Origin of the sequence: Eubacterium ramulus ATCC 29099, from assembly GCF_000469345.1 — a bacterium.
GTDB lineage: Bacteria > Bacillota > Clostridia > Lachnospirales > Lachnospiraceae > Eubacterium_I > Eubacterium_I ramulus.
Window position 1 is genome coordinate 39,003 of sequence record NZ_KI271092.1, and the last position, 14,268, is coordinate 53,270.

Consider the following 14,268-nt stretch of genomic DNA (forward strand, 5'->3'; position numbering starts at 1 on the left):
AAAAGGAAAAGTTTCTCTCTGTGCTTAGTGACGTTTTTTAAATTTACCGCATTTTGTCAGACGGGTCGGCAGCTTCGGCAGACGGCCATTTGTCTGGATAATTGCATCATTCTCACATGCGGAAATACATTTTCCGCACTTGGTACATTCAAATTCATCGATCATGTGGATATAGCCGCTCTTGCCCTCAATGGCATCAGCCGGACAGACATCCGCACATTCCTCACATCCTTCACAAAGATCCGGATCAATGTAAATGCTCATAAATGCGGAACATACATTGTTTGCACATTTTTTCTTCTTGATATGATCTTCATACTCACCTGCAAAATATTTCAGGGAACCCATTGCAAAATCAGATGCAGTCTGTCCCATGGTACACGGAGTAGAGAATGTCATGGCTTCTCCGATTTCTTCCATCATATCTGTAAATTCTTTTTTTCCCTGTCCTTCTGTAATTTCTTTTACCATGGTATGAAGCTGGATCAGACCCTCACGGCAAAACGTACATTTTCCACAGCTCTGTTTGCGCTCTGCCAAAAGCACCTCTTCAGTTTCATGGATCATACAGCATTTGGAACTGTAAACCGTGATCACACCGTTTCCGATCTGGGTATCTGCTTCAATCACCAGATCCATAGCGGATGCGTCGTACAGTTTTGTACCGATGGCGATGGCTTTCACATCTGCATCTCCTACCAGTTCAGCCACTTTTATACCAAAGGATACTTTCTGAAGTTCACCCATTTTGCCGTCTTTGCACACTGCCATATAAGTACACGGCTCGTAGCTGTCTGTGAAAATATCAGCCAGTGCAGCCATAGTTAAAATGTGATGGAATGCACCGCCGCGGCTTGCTCTGCGATTGATGAGCCCTGTCTGGATCCGGATGCCGTATCCGACAGCCTCTGTCTCAAGTCCTTTTGCATACTCAACTTCTTTCTCCGGAAGGTACAGATACATTTCTTCTGCATTTACTGCCAGCGCTGCGATTGCCATACCTTCCATTACTTTTTTCGGATCAGCTTTCAATACTTCCAGCTGAACCCCTGCGATATCCGCATTATTTAAACCTGCAACCACACGGATCGGATTCGTCTGAAATTCTCGTTCTGCATTTACCTGATTCCATTTTTCTGTCACAACACTGCGCTCTACACCGAATTCCAGTAATCCGGAAGCCGCAGTTTTTGCCAGAATATCTTCAACACTCATGTTTTTTGCATTTTCTAAAGCACTCATCTGTCTTACGCCTCCTTCTGATTCGAATATTCGGTCCACAGTCTGGACGGATGGATCTGAAGTCTTAAGTCACACTGCAGACAGCGGCTTGCCTCGCCGCAGATATCCGCATCACAGATACCATGGTCTACCTCGCTGAAGTTGTCCTGTCTCTCTGCTGCCGGTGTTACCTGCGTCTTGGTACGTCCAAGGTAACCAAAACCTTCTATTTTGCCAATCTTCGGATCTGCATGCTGCTCCGGAGCAAGTGTCTCGCTGATGTCTCCGTCGCCACCAAGATATTTATCAATTTCAACCGCCGCATCCCGGCCGGATGCAATGGCAAGGATTACGGATTTTGTTCCATATACAACGTCGCCGGCTGCAAATACACCTTCGGTCTCAGTTGCAAGGGAGTTTTCTTTTACAACAATGCTATTTGCTCTGCCCAGGGCCAGACCTGCTTCTTCTGTCAGATCCGGGCGCTGACCGGTTGCAAAAATAACCGTGTCTGCATCAATGTGATGCTCGCTGCCTTCCTCTTTTTCGATGATGGCTCTGCGGTTCTCATCGAAGGTAAACGATTTTACATTCATAAAGTCTACGCCGGTAACAGCATCGGTTCCTGTGATACGCTCAAAAGTCTGCGCCGGATGCACGAATATGCCTTCTTCTTTTGCCTGCTCAATTTCTTCATCATCAGCAGTCATGGCTTCTCTTGCCTCCAGACAGGCCAGATGGATTTCCTCTGCGCCCAGACGTTTTGCGGTTCTCGCACAGTCGAAAGCTACGTTTCCACCTCCGAGAACAATGATACGCTTGCCCATTCCGGTCTCCTGACCAAGACTTGCATTACGCAGGAAATCAATATTTAACAGAACACCCGGAAGCTCGCTGCCTTCCATCGGAAGACGGACACCTTTGTGTGCACCGATGGTCATTAAGACCGCATCGTACTCACTCAGTAATTCAACCGGTTTGTCTACTTTTGTATTTGTCTCGATGACTACGCCCTGCTCCTCGATTACGTTTGCTTCCTGTGCAATGATCTCACGCGGAAGCCGGTAGGACGGGATTCCATAAGACATCATACCACCAACGGTCGGAAGTGCTTCTTTTACGGTAACGGCGTGTCCCTGTTTTCTCAGGTAATATGCTGCGGTCAGACCTGCCGGTCCTCCACCTACGACGCATACTTTCTTGCCGGTATCGGGAAGCTGTTTTCCTTTTCCCTTCCAGTAACGGCCGGTGTCATGCTCTGCGGCATAACGTTTGATGTCACGGATGGACATTGCCTCACTGACTTCTTTTCGTTTGCACTCCAGCTCACATACATGACTGCAGACATGTCCCAGTGCGTTCGGGAACGGTACTTTCTCACGGATGACCGCTACGGCTGCATCATAATCGCCTTCTTTTACAAAACGGATGTAACGTGGGATATCCGTATGAGCCGGACAGGCGGTACGACACGGCACCAATGCCTCTTCTTTTTTCAGGTTCGTTGTCAGAAGCTGTAATTTATCACGGATGGAACCGGTCGGACAGACTTCTGCACAGGCCGTACAGAAACGACAGTCTTCATCTTTCAGCAATTTGCCATGTAAGGTTCCTACATATGTCTCAAGATCTTTTTTGTTGTACTGCAATACGCCTACGCCTCTCAGTTTGTTGCAGGCACGTACACAACGGCCGCACAGTACGCAGCGGTTCATGTCATGAATGAGCAGCGGATTGCCCTCTTCCATCTTGATACCTTTGATACGGGTACGCATACGTGCGTTGTTTGCACCGATATACTGGATCAGTGTCTGAAGCTCGCAGTTACCGTATTTCGGACACGTGGAACAATCTTCCGGATGTCCGGCAAGCAGTAATTCCAGAGCCAGGGTACGCAGTTTGTTGATCCGCTCACTTGTGGTATGTACTACCATTCCGTCCTGTGCACGCAGGGTACAGGATGTGGTCACGCCTTCCTGACCTTCGACTTCTACAATACACATGCGGCAGGAACCATTCTCCGGCAGATCCGGATGATGGCAGAGGTGCGGAATATAAATTCCGGCTTCCAGCGCACATTCCAATACATTTTTATTCTCCGGCACTTCCAGGCGGGTGCCGTCAATCGTAATGACTGCCATGTTTTTTCTCCCTTCTGTTCTTCATTCAACCTTTGTCGCTTTGATGTTCATTCTGTTCATCTCACATCTGATATATTTTTGACGTGCACGGTACTGTTATGGTACACTGTCACTATAATCACTGATAAAATTATAACATGAGGATTGCAAAAAAGCTTCAAACAGCTGTTGAAAATCCTCACACCTTTTTGATTTATTTTCAACAAATGTCGAATGGGCAGACTGCCCTTTCTTTTTAGGGAGATTCTTATGATCACATTAAAAACACTGCTTGACCAGCTGCAGGATATTTGTCGCTGTATGGTTAGAAATGACTATGATACAACACGTTTTATCAGCCGCATCGATATCCTCCGGCAGAATACGGTTCTGTGTCCGGACACCCTGTATCTGTACCCAGATGACATTCCGGAAAATCTGCTAAAACCAGATGCTTTTTCGGCACCGGCTCCAGAGCAGTCACCGGTACTTCTGATAGACGCTGTCCTCTGGGAGACCTACGCAAAGACATCTGCTGCAGAGTATTTACCGACAACCGGAGAGTTTTTGCATACAGCGAATGAAGCCACCGCTTTGCAGGACAGATTTTCTGTCATCCCGGTAGAAAACATGCCTGCACCGGAAGATACTTTTCTGTTGTTGAACCAGCGGCTGACCTTTGAACTGCGATTGCAGCAGGAAATCAATGATCTGTATCATCTGCTTTACAGCGGTCATGGTCTGGACGATTTGATCCTCCGGGCAGAATCTTTTCTCCACCGTCCCATGTCTGTGCTGGACGCCAGTTACAGCATGATCGCGGTCTCCCCGCTGATGCACCAGCTTCCGTTTGGTATGGAAAAAAGTGAGGAAGGAAGCATATTTTTAAGTTCCCAGGAAGTGGAAAGTCTGCGCCGCCTGCAGATTGAACATCAGATTTACAAAAATAATCAGGCATTTTTTATCCAGACGGAAGACCACCCGGATACGAACTGGATTTTCTGTGGCATCCGCATCCAGCATGTCATGACCGGCTATGTAGCACTCTGTCTGCCGGATAAAGCGGAGGCCAGTGAACATGAGCTGCGACTGATCACCGCTTTTTCCGATATCTGTGCGATTGAAATGCAGAAGCATGAATTCTTCGTGCAGAAAACAGGCTTACAGTATGAAACGTTTCTCACGGAACTACTGGAAGGACGGTTCAACGATGTAAACATCATAGAAACCCGGCTGAAACTGCTGAATCGCCGTTTCGGAAAATTCTTCTGTCTGGCGATCCTCTACTGTCCGGAACCGCACAACAGCGACCTGTTCAACAAACGTCAGATGGCGTCACTGCGGCAGGTTTATCCGAATGCCATGTCCGTGGTATACAAAAATAACATCATCCTGCTGATCAATCAGGATACGCCGGTACAGCTGAGTCCTGAACTGACGGATCCACTGGAGCAGTTTGCGGAGCGCAATCACCTGAAAGTCAGCTTAAGTCAGCCCTTTGCAGATATCCTGAAAATCCGGATTTTCTACCATCAGGCACTCCACACCCTGGAGCTGTCGGACCTGCAGGCACCGGATCAGACACTTTTTTACAGCACCGATGCCCTGCCGGAATATCTGTTTTCCAAATGTAATTACCAGGAGCTGGAAGTTGGGATCCATTATCATATTTTCCAGCTGCAGGATTATGACAAAACATACCATACGGATTTTGTGGAAACACTGCGGGCCTATCTGGATCATGACCGGAATGCTGCAAAAACGGCAGAATATCTGCATATTCACCGGAGCACTTTCTTCTATCGGGTAAAAAAAATAGAAGAGCTGCTGGAAATTTCCATTTCTGACAGTCATCTTCTATTTCTGTATGAATTATCCTTCAAAATCTGGGATTATTTGTGCCGCTGACGGGTGTTACCACTCCAGCAGTTTGGAAAGCCGCAGTAACGTCAGACGGTTTCTGACGTATGGGCTGCTCTGCAGCGTCAGTTCTACTTTTTCTTTGTCGATTCCAAGGTTAGATATCTCATGTACGCAGCCTGCATCATGCAATTTTGCATACATATCGTCAGCATCCGGGAGGTCATCGATGAGATCTTCGATCTCCGGAAGCTGTTCTTCCAGTTCTTCCAGATCGATATCCTCCAATGGATTCGGCGTATTCTCTGTCAGAATTCCTTCCAACAGACCTTTTTTACCAAATGTATGTTCCAACAGACTCATTTCAAGTCCTTTGGCTGTTTCCGATTTTACAGTTACATTTTTATGTCGGATGGCATATCCGAGCTTTTTATAATAATCCGTCACGATCAGAAGACCGAGGCCTACCTGCTCACCATGCAGCGCATTGGTTTTCTCATTCAGCACATTCAGATCCCACAGATGAGATACCATATGTTCTGCTCCTGATACCGGGCGCGGACTTTCCACCATCTGCATGCACAAACCTGACAGAAGCAGGGCATACATCAGCTTTTCGATGGCATCTTTGTCTCCAAAACGAATATCTTCCAGTACCCGGCTGACATCGCGCAGTGCCTTTTCCAACAGATCGCATACTTCCTCACAGATGTACTCACCGGTAACGAGATGTGCGATCTTCCAGTCAAGAATGGATATATATTTTCCCAGAAAATCGGATACACCGGAAGCGGTAAGCCGCGACGGTGCCGCACTGAAAATATCGGTATCTGCCAGGATCCAGCGCGGAGACACACCGGCAACGGTCCTCTTCAGTCCATCCCAGGTCAGTGCCGCCACATTGGCTGCATAACCGTCCACACTTGCTGCGGTTGGTATAGAAACAAACGGGATATCGTACTCGGTCGCCGCATAGCGGGTCAGATCATGGATCGTTCCACCGCCGATCGCCACCAGCACATCCACAGAGACACTGCTCAGTCCTCTGTCACAATAATCCAGCTGTTTCATCACTTTGTTTACACCACGGTTGTCTGCCTGAAGTCCTTCCGGATTCAGTTCAATGACCGGATAATCTTTAAATTCTTCCTCTAAAAACGGTTCCGCCGCCGTCCGCGTATTGCTGTCACATATAAATACCGGATTCTGAAACTCTTCCAGAATCTCTTCCAGTTGGCTTACTGCTCCGGACTCGATGACGATCTTCTCCACATCGATGTTATGTTCCATTCCGCAGGCGCACGGCTCTCTTAACTGCCCAAGGTCTACGTCCATCTATCTATCTCCTTCACTTTTCTGCACTGATAGTTTTCCCACAAAACAGTAGTTTGGGTGAACTATGTTTTTTCACAATTATCTCTTATTTTCTCACATCTTGCGTTAGAACACAATATCTATTTTTGATTTTTCAAAAATCCCATCAAATTGCAATCCATGTAATCAATGTCGGTATTTCATGTTTATAATCGTATACTTGCAAAAGGGATATCCTCTTCCGTCAGAAGCCTCATTTCAGTTTCCCGACAGGTAAACAAAAAGATCTGATTTTCCTGTTCCGCCAGCCACCGCAGCGTCTGACGCAGCCGTTCTTCATCATAGTTTGCAAAGGTCTCGTCCAAAAGAAATGGCAGCGGTTCTTCCTTCATCAGCATATGCCCCGCCGCCATCCGATAAGAAAAATACGCCTGCTGCATCGTTCCCTGACTGTATGCCTCCGGGGTACGCTTCTGCAGCTGCTCTGCCAATACGATACCTTGTCCATCCGTCACCTGCAGCTGCTCATGTACATTTCCCGTAATCTGCGCCAGAATCTCTGACATTTCTTTATCTAATGTATGTTCCAACGTCTTTGACATCCGGGCGGCAAGGCTGGACATGGTTTCCGCTGCCAGTTCCAATGCGTCCCTGTCTTCACGGGCATGCTGCTCATCCAACGTCTCCTGCTGCAATTCAGCCACCTGTTCTGTCAGATTTTCCAGTTCCACTTCTTTCTCCTGTATCTGGCTTTGCAGCTGATCCCCGGAACCTTCCTGCCGGGCCGCCTGAAGCTGGAGTGATTTTTTCTGATCCTTCAGTTGCTGCAGCTGTTCTTCCAGAACGGATTTCTGCTGACAAACACGCTGTAACTGCTGATCCAGGGCAGCTTTCCTTCCCTCCCGCTCCACGGACTGTAAATTCGCCCGGTCATTTGCCCGGCTATCTTGCTCCCTGTGATTCTGCACAGAGTCATTTACGCTTTGTCTGTGTTTCTGTCCAGAGTCAGCCGTTTTCTTCTCTCTGCTTTTACGATAGGCTGACACAAGCCCGGCCAGGATCAGAATGATACAGATAATATTCAAAGCCGGTGCTATCTTCTGAAATCCATCCATGGCAGACCTTAAAACAGGGGCCAGAATCAGACCCGCCACACCGATCAGCAAAAGCGGTGAAAATCCTGCGTTTTTACCGGATTTCTGCTGAAGTGCTTCCGCTTCCTCCTGCTCCCGTCGGAACTGCTCCCGTTTCCATTGTTCCCGTTCAGCCTGCTCCCATTTCAACTGTTCCTGTGCTACCGCGCTCTTCAGCTCCTGTTCCCGCCGACAGACCGTCTGATAAGCTGTCTGTACCGGTTCCATCTGCTGCTGCAGCGCTCTTACCCGCTCCTGCACCGTACCCTGCTGCGTACTCTGCTTTTCCTGCTGCGCTTTCAGTCCTGCGATATCACGTTCCAGCACCTGTTGGTTTACTTCCAGCTGATGGATATGCGACAGCCGTTGCTGTTCCAGTTCTTTCCGGGTCTTCTCCGCATTTTTTCGTTTCTGCTCCAGTTCCTGCAATGCCTTCGACAACTGAAAATCCCCGCTTCCGGTCTGCGCCAGATTGCTGCGCTCATCCTCTAAAAGCACGCCGAGTTCCCGCCCCGGAAGCAGCTGTTCCTGCCCGATACAGCAGGTATTCTCATAGGCCGCCGCACTGACATTACCAAGCAGCATGTCCAGATCTCCGTATTCCACAGAAAGTTCCTCACCGTCCCGGATATTCACCAGCCGCACACGTTTTTCCTTATAATAAAAATTCCGTTCCAGCAGAAACTGCTGCTGCCCGGTCTCAAACATCATGGAACCGTAAAAATAGGCCGGAGTATCCCATGGTTCATACCGGTTATAAGTATCCAGCGTCTTTCTCACCCTTGTTTTTTCCAGGCCAAACAGCATCGCCTTCAGAAACTGCATCAGGGTGCTTTTGCCGGATTCATTGGCTCCGTAAATAACATTGATCTGTGGTGCAAACTGATACTTCTGATTTTCCAGTTTTCCAAACTTTCCTATGTTCGCCTCTCTGATAATCATCCTATGTCTCCTGTCCTTCCCCCATGGCATTCAGCATGGCCTGCACACCATAATACAATGCTTTCCTTCCGGATGCCGCATCCGGATACGCCTCCAGTGTCTCGATATACTGCGCCAGAAGTGTTCCATCGTATCGCTGTTTCAGCTGGTCAAACGGATAATCCGGCTCGGTCTCATCCACGACACGCACCACCCGGTTCAGCTGCGCCAGTTCCTGCACCGGCAGGACAATATCCGCATCCCGGTATCCACGCAAAACCAGATGGGAAATCTGATAGGGCGCACGTTTTGCCAGCTCCTGCTGCGCCAGTCCCACCATCGCATAAGCGGACATCTCCGGTGTCACCGGAAGTTCCTGCCGGATATATTCACATTTTTTGATCGGATAAAAAGAAACCCGGCAGCCGGCCTCCGTCAGTTCCCCCATCCAGAAACCGTGGGGGCCGAAATCATTACAGTCTGTCGGCTCCAGGGAACCAGCCATTACCACCCGGTTCGGGATCAGCTGCGCCGCCTTGTGGATATGTCCAAAAGCTGCATAATCATATCCTGCTGTCAGTTCATTTGCCCGGAACGGATGATGCCGGTCATCGCCGCCGTGTCCCAGCAGAATCTGAAACTCTGAATCCATCTGCCGCTGATGTTTTCCATACACCGCTCTGTCATCTTCCTTATCCCAGAAGCTACAGCCCCATACCGTCGTATGGATCCGCTCCAGATGCACCGGTGTGAGATCTTTATTTAAAATAAAATGCACATTATCCGGCCACGCAAAGGTGCGATAATAAGACTTCGGATGCAGATAATCATGGTTTCCCGCGATCAGTACAATCTCTGTGTCCGGTATCGCAGCAAATCCCGCTGCCACTTCTTTTAATTCACGCTTTAATGGCTGTCTGTGAAACAGATCACCGGCGATCAGCAGCAAATCTGCCTGTTGTCTGCGAGCCTCCTCCAGCACCATATGAAAACTGTTCCAGATATCTTTGCCCCGTTTCTCACTCCAGGGCATTCCCGCATCCGGGGTAACTCCCAAATGCACATCTGCAATATGTATGAACCTCATAATTTCCTCCATAATACAATCTTTTTGCTCACCGCCGGAAAAAACGGGACTCTGGCTATTTTTCTCTCGGCCGGCGATCATTAGCGGACGAGAGAAAATCGCAGAGTCCCGTTTCATAATTTATGCCGGAACACACACAATTACACGGAAAATGTCTTACTGTTCCACCTGTTTCGCCAGGAACAGTGCCGCAGCCTGTGCCAGTTTTCCTTGCAGTTCCCCGGCACTGTCCTTATCTGCGCCGTTGCACAATGCCACCGCGCCGATGGCATCCCCTTCACAGATGATGGTTGCCAGTGCCTGGGTCTGATATTGCATGGCATCGTCAAGGGTCAGTTTCTTGCAATTTTTCTCCTGTGCATCCGCCACCTGACAACCTCTTGCTTCAATAAACTGCTCCATTTCCGGGCTGATCGGTTTTCCATCATAATTCTTTTTGCCGTTTCCCTCCGCTGCGATGATGTGGTCACGGTCCATGACACATACAAGGCTCCCTGCTGCTTCCGCCATGCTTGTGGCATACTGAGCGGCAAATGTACTCAGCTCCCCGATGGGGGAATATTTTTTCAATACAATGGCTCCGTTCTGTTCCGTAAAAATCTCCAGCGGATCTCCCTCCCGGATGCGCAGCGTCCTGCGGATTTCCTTTGGCACTACCACGCGCCCCAGATCATCGATCCTGCGCACGATTCCTGTCGCTTTCATATCGTAAAAACCTCCTGTTTCCTCTTCTCAATTACCAGATTTTTGTTGTACATCTAGTATGTGGAAGCAAAAGGTTGATTATACCATAAATTTTTTCACATAATTCCGCTAAGATATCGCATTTTCTTTCATCCTGTTTATGGCACTATCTTACAGCACTTACCTTACGCCTGCTTATTGTAAAGCGGACATTCGCAATCCGCTTCGCTACTTGCTCATGAACGCAGTTCCGCATGGGTGCGGTGTACATGCCGCCGCACGAAGTAGAAGCAGATCACCTGCATCACGATCGTAAGGATCCAGGATGCCGGATAAGAGATAAACAAGATCGCCAATGACCTGTGCTGTGGGAAAATACCATAAATCCAGACAATACGGGTACCTACCGTTCCGATCACGGACAGAATCATCGGTACTGCTGAATGTCCCATTCCACGCAATGCTCCCGGAAACAGATCCATAAGACCACATAAAAAATAAGTAACTGTGGTATACAAAAGGATTTCCATCGCACACTGGATAACCGCAGGATCCGTAGTATAAATCTGCAGGATTTCCGGGCCAAAAACATACACACCAACGCCCAGTGCCAGCGATACGCTGACGGACAAAATAATGCAGTCACGCAGCACCCTGTCCATCCGTTTCAGTTTTCCCACACCATAATTCTGACTCGTAAAGCTCATACATGCCTGTGTCACAGAGTTTACGGATACATATAAAAATCCAAACAGATTATTTGCGGCTGTATACCCGGCCATGGCTGTGGAGCCAAAAGAGTTCACCGAGGACTGCAGCAATACATTTGACAAGTTGATGACTGTACTCTGGATACCTGCCGGGATACCAACCTGAAAAATCTGCATCATGTATGCTTTTTTGATCTTCAATTTCGAAAAACGCAGCTGATAACTGCTGTCTGATTTGTGCAGACAGCGCAGAACCAGCACACAGGAGATCATTTGGGAAATCACCGTTGCAATACCGACACCTGCAACACCAAGATCAAATTTAATGACCATCACCAGATTCAGCACTGCATTGGTGGAGCCTGAGATCAACAAAAAGATTAACGGCCGTTTCGTATCACCTACTGCGCGCAGGATCGCAGCACCATAATTGTACAGCATAAAAAATGGCATGCCGCAGAAGTAGATCCGCATGTACAGTGTGGATAACCGAATGACATCATCCGGTGTCCCCATCAGTTCCAACGCGCCTCTTGCAAAAAGCACTCCAATAAAAGCCATTGCAATACCACTGATCAGAGCCAGTGTAATGGCAGTATGTACGGTCTCTGACATCTCCTTATCACGGCCGGCAGCATAAAACCTTGCCCCCAGTACATTTGCTCCCAGAGAAATCCCGATAAATAAATTCGTAAACACTGCGATCAGCGCAGTGGTCGAGCCTACTGCTGCCAGTGCCTGGCTCCCACTGAACCGTCCAACAACAATAATGTCAACCGCATTGAACATCAACTGCAGGACGCCGGACAGCATCAGAGGCAGTGCAAAGGAAATCAGTTTGTCCATGATGGAACCATTACACATATCAATCTCATATTTATTCTTCTTCAATTTTTATTCTCTTCTTTCTAAACCCTTATAAACCTTACTACTTTAAACTTTTTCTTTTTAATATTTCTTTTGAAACTTTCAAGAATGTCCTTGGCATTCTTGTTACTCACCACCCATAGTGGTGAAGTCATCTCACATCTGGCATTATACTTCCAGATCTGACCGGATCGCCCAGCGCATTTTTGTGGAGCGGGCGCGTCCGTTCTGTGCACACTCCTGTGCGGACGGCCGGATAACATCTTTTGCATAATCTGTATAAATGCCGGACTTATATCCATCCTTCAAAGCTTTTTTCACCAGACGATCCTCTCCGGAATGAAAAGTCAGAATCGCCACTCTGCCGCCTGGTTTTAACGCACCCGGAAGTTTCTCCATGAATTCATACAACACTTCAAATTCACGGTTTACATCGATACGAAGTGCCTGGAACACACGCTGACAGGTCTTTTTCACGGTATCTTTTCGCTCCTTCTCCGGCAGAAATTCCAGCGTATTTTCAATCACCTGACGCAGTTTTGTCGTAGTATCGATCCGATTGCCCCGGCGGATTTCTTTCACAATAGCCTCCGCAATTTCCTCGCAATACGGTTCATCCGAATTCTCATCCAGCATTCCGGCCAGTTCTTCAACAGAAATAGTATCAAGACGTTCCGCTGCACTGATACCTTTCTCCTGGTTCAGACGCAGATCCAGTGGTCCATCCACTTTATAAGAGAATCCCCGTTTTGGATTGTCGATCTGCATGGAGGAAACGCCCAGGTCTGCCAAAATAAAATCAAACCCTCCCACTTCCTTTGCGATCTCGTCAATCGTACAGAAATTCTGCAGCTTTACCGTCAGCATATCTTCTCCGAATCCCTGTTCCGCCAGACGCTTTCTCGTCTTGGCAGACTCCTCCGGATCCACATCTGTGGCATACATATGTCCTTCACCCTGTAAGCATTGCAGCATAGCTTTTGTATGACCGCCATAACCTAATGTGGCATCAAATCCCACCTGTCCCGGTTTAATCTCCAGAAAATCCAAAATTTCTTTTACCATAATGGAGATGTGCATACCAGCCGGCGTATTCCCCTTACGGATCACATGTTCAACGGTGTCCTGATATTTTTCCGGCTGAAGTTCTTTATATTTTTCCTCGAATTTTTTCGGATATTTTCCTTTGTAACGCACACGCCGTTTGTGCGGTGTCTGTGCCCCATTTTCCGTATGTTCCATAGAAAACCTCCTCTTTCACTATTTTTTCTTCAGTATCTGTTAAGCAAGAATACCGAGGCATTCTTGAATTTGTGTCAATCATTTTTATTATACCCAAGACAAATCAGCAAATCAAGGGCAGCCTGTGCACTAAAAATGGCAGTAAAAGGATTTCACTTCCTTTCACTGCCATTTTTTATTTTTCTGCATTTTAAGCAGAATGTAGACTTGCAGAAGTTTTACTGTGCAAAAGTCTCCAGAATCACATCCGTTGCTGACGCACCGCCTGGTCTGATCACAGATTTTTCCGCTTTTTCTGTAATGTATGCTTCTACATCCTGCGCATCGGAGTAATCCTTACTGTTTCCGATCATCTGATTCATCAGCTTCGTCTGCAGATTTGAATACCAGTAACTGTAATACTTGCTAATATCATATGCAGTCAGCCCGTAGCTGTCTGTGGTATCTGCGCTGTCTGACTGCGCATCATTTTTTTCTTCCATCTGCGCTTTCAGATCTTCAAAGGTATAATCCTCTGTCACCTTCCATTCAACCGCCAGATGCTTGATGGCATAATTTTCCGTCAGATCCTGTGAGATGATCGTCTCCAGCTGCTCTGCCGGCACCTTTCCGTCGATCTCCTGTTCCCAGAAATCCGGCTGGTTCACCTGTTCTGTGGTATAGCGCATCAGAATGTCATTTTTATGGTTTTCTGCCAGCAGGACATACTCTTCCACAGAAACTGCGTCGCCATCTATATAGCAGACAACATCGGTATCTGCCTGTGTATTCTCCGCCCCGGCTGAAACTTCCACCGAAACGTTTGTCTGATCATTCTGATCTGTGTTCTGTGTTCCACATCCTCCGACAAAAGCCATTGCGGCAATGAGAATCCCCATTGCCGCAAAGCCTGCCGGAATCATTTTCTTTCTTCCGAACATATAAAACTCCTGTTTGTTACTGCCAGATTTTTTTATTATGCGGTAATTACTTTTCCACCTTCTACACGGTAAGTTACTCCGTAATAAGCAGCATACCCGTTGTAATTGAAGTTGATCTTGCCGCCTTCTACATACCACCAGCCGTACTCGTTGAGTGCGAGTCCTGTGTAGTTGAAGTTGATCTTGCCA

At 47.7% G+C, this 14,268-nt stretch carries 11 protein-coding genes; 1 reads left to right on the forward strand and 10 read right to left on the reverse strand.

Annotation, left to right across the window (positions count from 1 at the left end; translation table 11 throughout):
* Positions 1 to 24: 24 nt before the first annotated feature.
* Both HMPREF0373_RS02575 and HMPREF0373_RS02580 read right to left on the reverse strand, forming a co-directional pair.
* Entirely contained in the window at positions 25 to 1,242 is a 1,218-nt protein-coding gene (locus tag HMPREF0373_RS02575) for an NADH-ubiquinone oxidoreductase-F iron-sulfur binding region domain-containing protein (protein WP_021738018.1), read from the reverse strand.
* Positions 1,243 to 1,247: 5 nt separating this feature from the next.
* Positions 1,248 to 3,362 carry an FAD-dependent oxidoreductase gene (locus HMPREF0373_RS02580; protein ID WP_021738019.1) on the reverse strand — a complete coding sequence of 705 codons (2,115 nt, stop codon included), beginning with the start codon at positions 3,360 to 3,362 and terminating at the stop codon, positions 1,248 to 1,250.
* A gap of 249 nt (positions 3,363 to 3,611) precedes the next feature.
* Here HMPREF0373_RS02580 and HMPREF0373_RS02585 point away from each other — a divergent pair, with 249 nt between their 5' ends.
* Positions 3,612 to 5,249 carry a PucR family transcriptional regulator gene (locus tag HMPREF0373_RS02585; RefSeq protein WP_044962621.1) on the forward strand — a complete coding sequence of 546 codons (1,638 nt, stop codon included), beginning with the start codon at positions 3,612 to 3,614 and terminating at the stop codon, positions 5,247 to 5,249.
* Between the two features lie 6 nt (positions 5,250 to 5,255).
* Here the strand turns inward: HMPREF0373_RS02585 and HMPREF0373_RS02590 are convergent, their stop codons facing one another.
* The 8 genes from HMPREF0373_RS02590 to HMPREF0373_RS17690 all read right to left on the reverse strand — a co-directional run bounded on the left by HMPREF0373_RS02590 (position 5,256) and on the right by HMPREF0373_RS17690 (position 14,261).
* Positions 5,256 to 6,536 (reverse strand): sn-glycerol-1-phosphate dehydrogenase, encoded by a 1,281-nt coding sequence (locus HMPREF0373_RS02590; RefSeq protein ID WP_021738021.1) that lies wholly within the window; start codon positions 6,534 to 6,536, stop codon positions 5,256 to 5,258.
* A 185-nt stretch (positions 6,537 to 6,721) separates the two neighbouring features.
* A complete protein-coding gene (locus HMPREF0373_RS02595; protein WP_021738022.1) occupies positions 6,722 to 8,590 on the reverse strand; it encodes an ATP-binding protein in 1,869 nt (622 codons plus the stop codon).
* A gap of 1 nt (position 8,591) precedes the next feature.
* Positions 8,592 to 9,656 carry a metallophosphoesterase family protein gene (locus HMPREF0373_RS02600; RefSeq protein ID WP_044962623.1) on the reverse strand — a complete coding sequence of 355 codons (1,065 nt, stop codon included), beginning with the start codon at positions 9,654 to 9,656 and terminating at the stop codon, positions 8,592 to 8,594.
* Positions 9,657 to 9,812: 156 nt separating this feature from the next.
* Positions 9,813 to 10,361, reverse strand: a complete 549-nt coding sequence (locus tag HMPREF0373_RS02605; protein WP_021738024.1) for a stage V sporulation T C-terminal domain-containing protein — start codon at positions 10,359 to 10,361, stop codon at positions 9,813 to 9,815.
* Between the two features lie 215 nt (positions 10,362 to 10,576).
* The gene (locus HMPREF0373_RS02610; protein ID WP_021738025.1) at positions 10,577 to 11,941 is read right to left on the reverse strand and encodes an MATE family efflux transporter; all 1,365 of its coding nucleotides are present in this window, start codon (positions 11,939 to 11,941) and stop codon (positions 10,577 to 10,579) included.
* Between the two features lie 144 nt (positions 11,942 to 12,085).
* Positions 12,086 to 13,159 (reverse strand): 16S rRNA (cytosine(1402)-N(4))-methyltransferase RsmH, encoded by a 1,074-nt coding sequence (rsmH, locus tag HMPREF0373_RS02615; RefSeq protein ID WP_021738026.1) that lies wholly within the window; start codon positions 13,157 to 13,159, stop codon positions 12,086 to 12,088.
* Positions 13,160 to 13,377: 218 nt separating this feature from the next.
* Positions 13,378 to 14,079 (reverse strand): hypothetical protein, encoded by a 702-nt coding sequence (locus tag HMPREF0373_RS02620; protein WP_021738027.1) that lies wholly within the window; start codon positions 14,077 to 14,079, stop codon positions 13,378 to 13,380.
* A 35-nt stretch (positions 14,080 to 14,114) separates the two neighbouring features.
* A complete protein-coding gene (locus HMPREF0373_RS17690; RefSeq protein WP_409337758.1) occupies positions 14,115 to 14,261 on the reverse strand; it encodes a hypothetical protein in 147 nt (48 codons plus the stop codon).
* Positions 14,262 to 14,268 lie beyond the last annotated feature (7 nt).

Excerpts from the sequence above, each read along its gene's own strand:
- HMPREF0373_RS02595 (WP_021738022.1), bottom strand. The coding sequence starts at position 8,590 with ATGATTATCAGAGAGGCGAACATAGGAAAGTTTGGAAAACTGGAAAAT.
- HMPREF0373_RS02575 (WP_021738018.1), bottom strand. The coding sequence starts at position 1,242 with ATGAGTGCTTTAGAAAATGCAAAAAACATGAGTGTTGAAGATATTCTG.
- HMPREF0373_RS02590 (WP_021738021.1), bottom strand. The coding sequence starts at position 6,536 with ATGGACGTAGACCTTGGGCAGTTAAGAGAGCCGTGCGCCTGCGGAATG.
- HMPREF0373_RS02580 (WP_021738019.1), bottom strand. The coding sequence starts at position 3,362 with ATGGCAGTCATTACGATTGACGGCACCCGCCTGGAAGTGCCGGAGAAT.
- HMPREF0373_RS02585 (WP_044962621.1), top strand. The coding sequence starts at position 3,612 with ATGATCACATTAAAAACACTGCTTGACCAGCTGCAGGATATTTGTCGC.
- HMPREF0373_RS02620 (WP_021738027.1), bottom strand. The coding sequence starts at position 14,079 with ATGTTCGGAAGAAAGAAAATGATTCCGGCAGGCTTTGCGGCAATGGGG.
- HMPREF0373_RS02600 (WP_044962623.1), bottom strand. The coding sequence starts at position 9,656 with ATGAGGTTCATACATATTGCAGATGTGCATTTGGGAGTTACCCCGGAT.
- HMPREF0373_RS02605 (WP_021738024.1), bottom strand. The coding sequence starts at position 10,361 with ATGAAAGCGACAGGAATCGTGCGCAGGATCGATGATCTGGGGCGCGTG.
- rsmH (WP_021738026.1), bottom strand. The coding sequence starts at position 13,159 with ATGGAACATACGGAAAATGGGGCACAGACACCGCACAAACGGCGTGTG.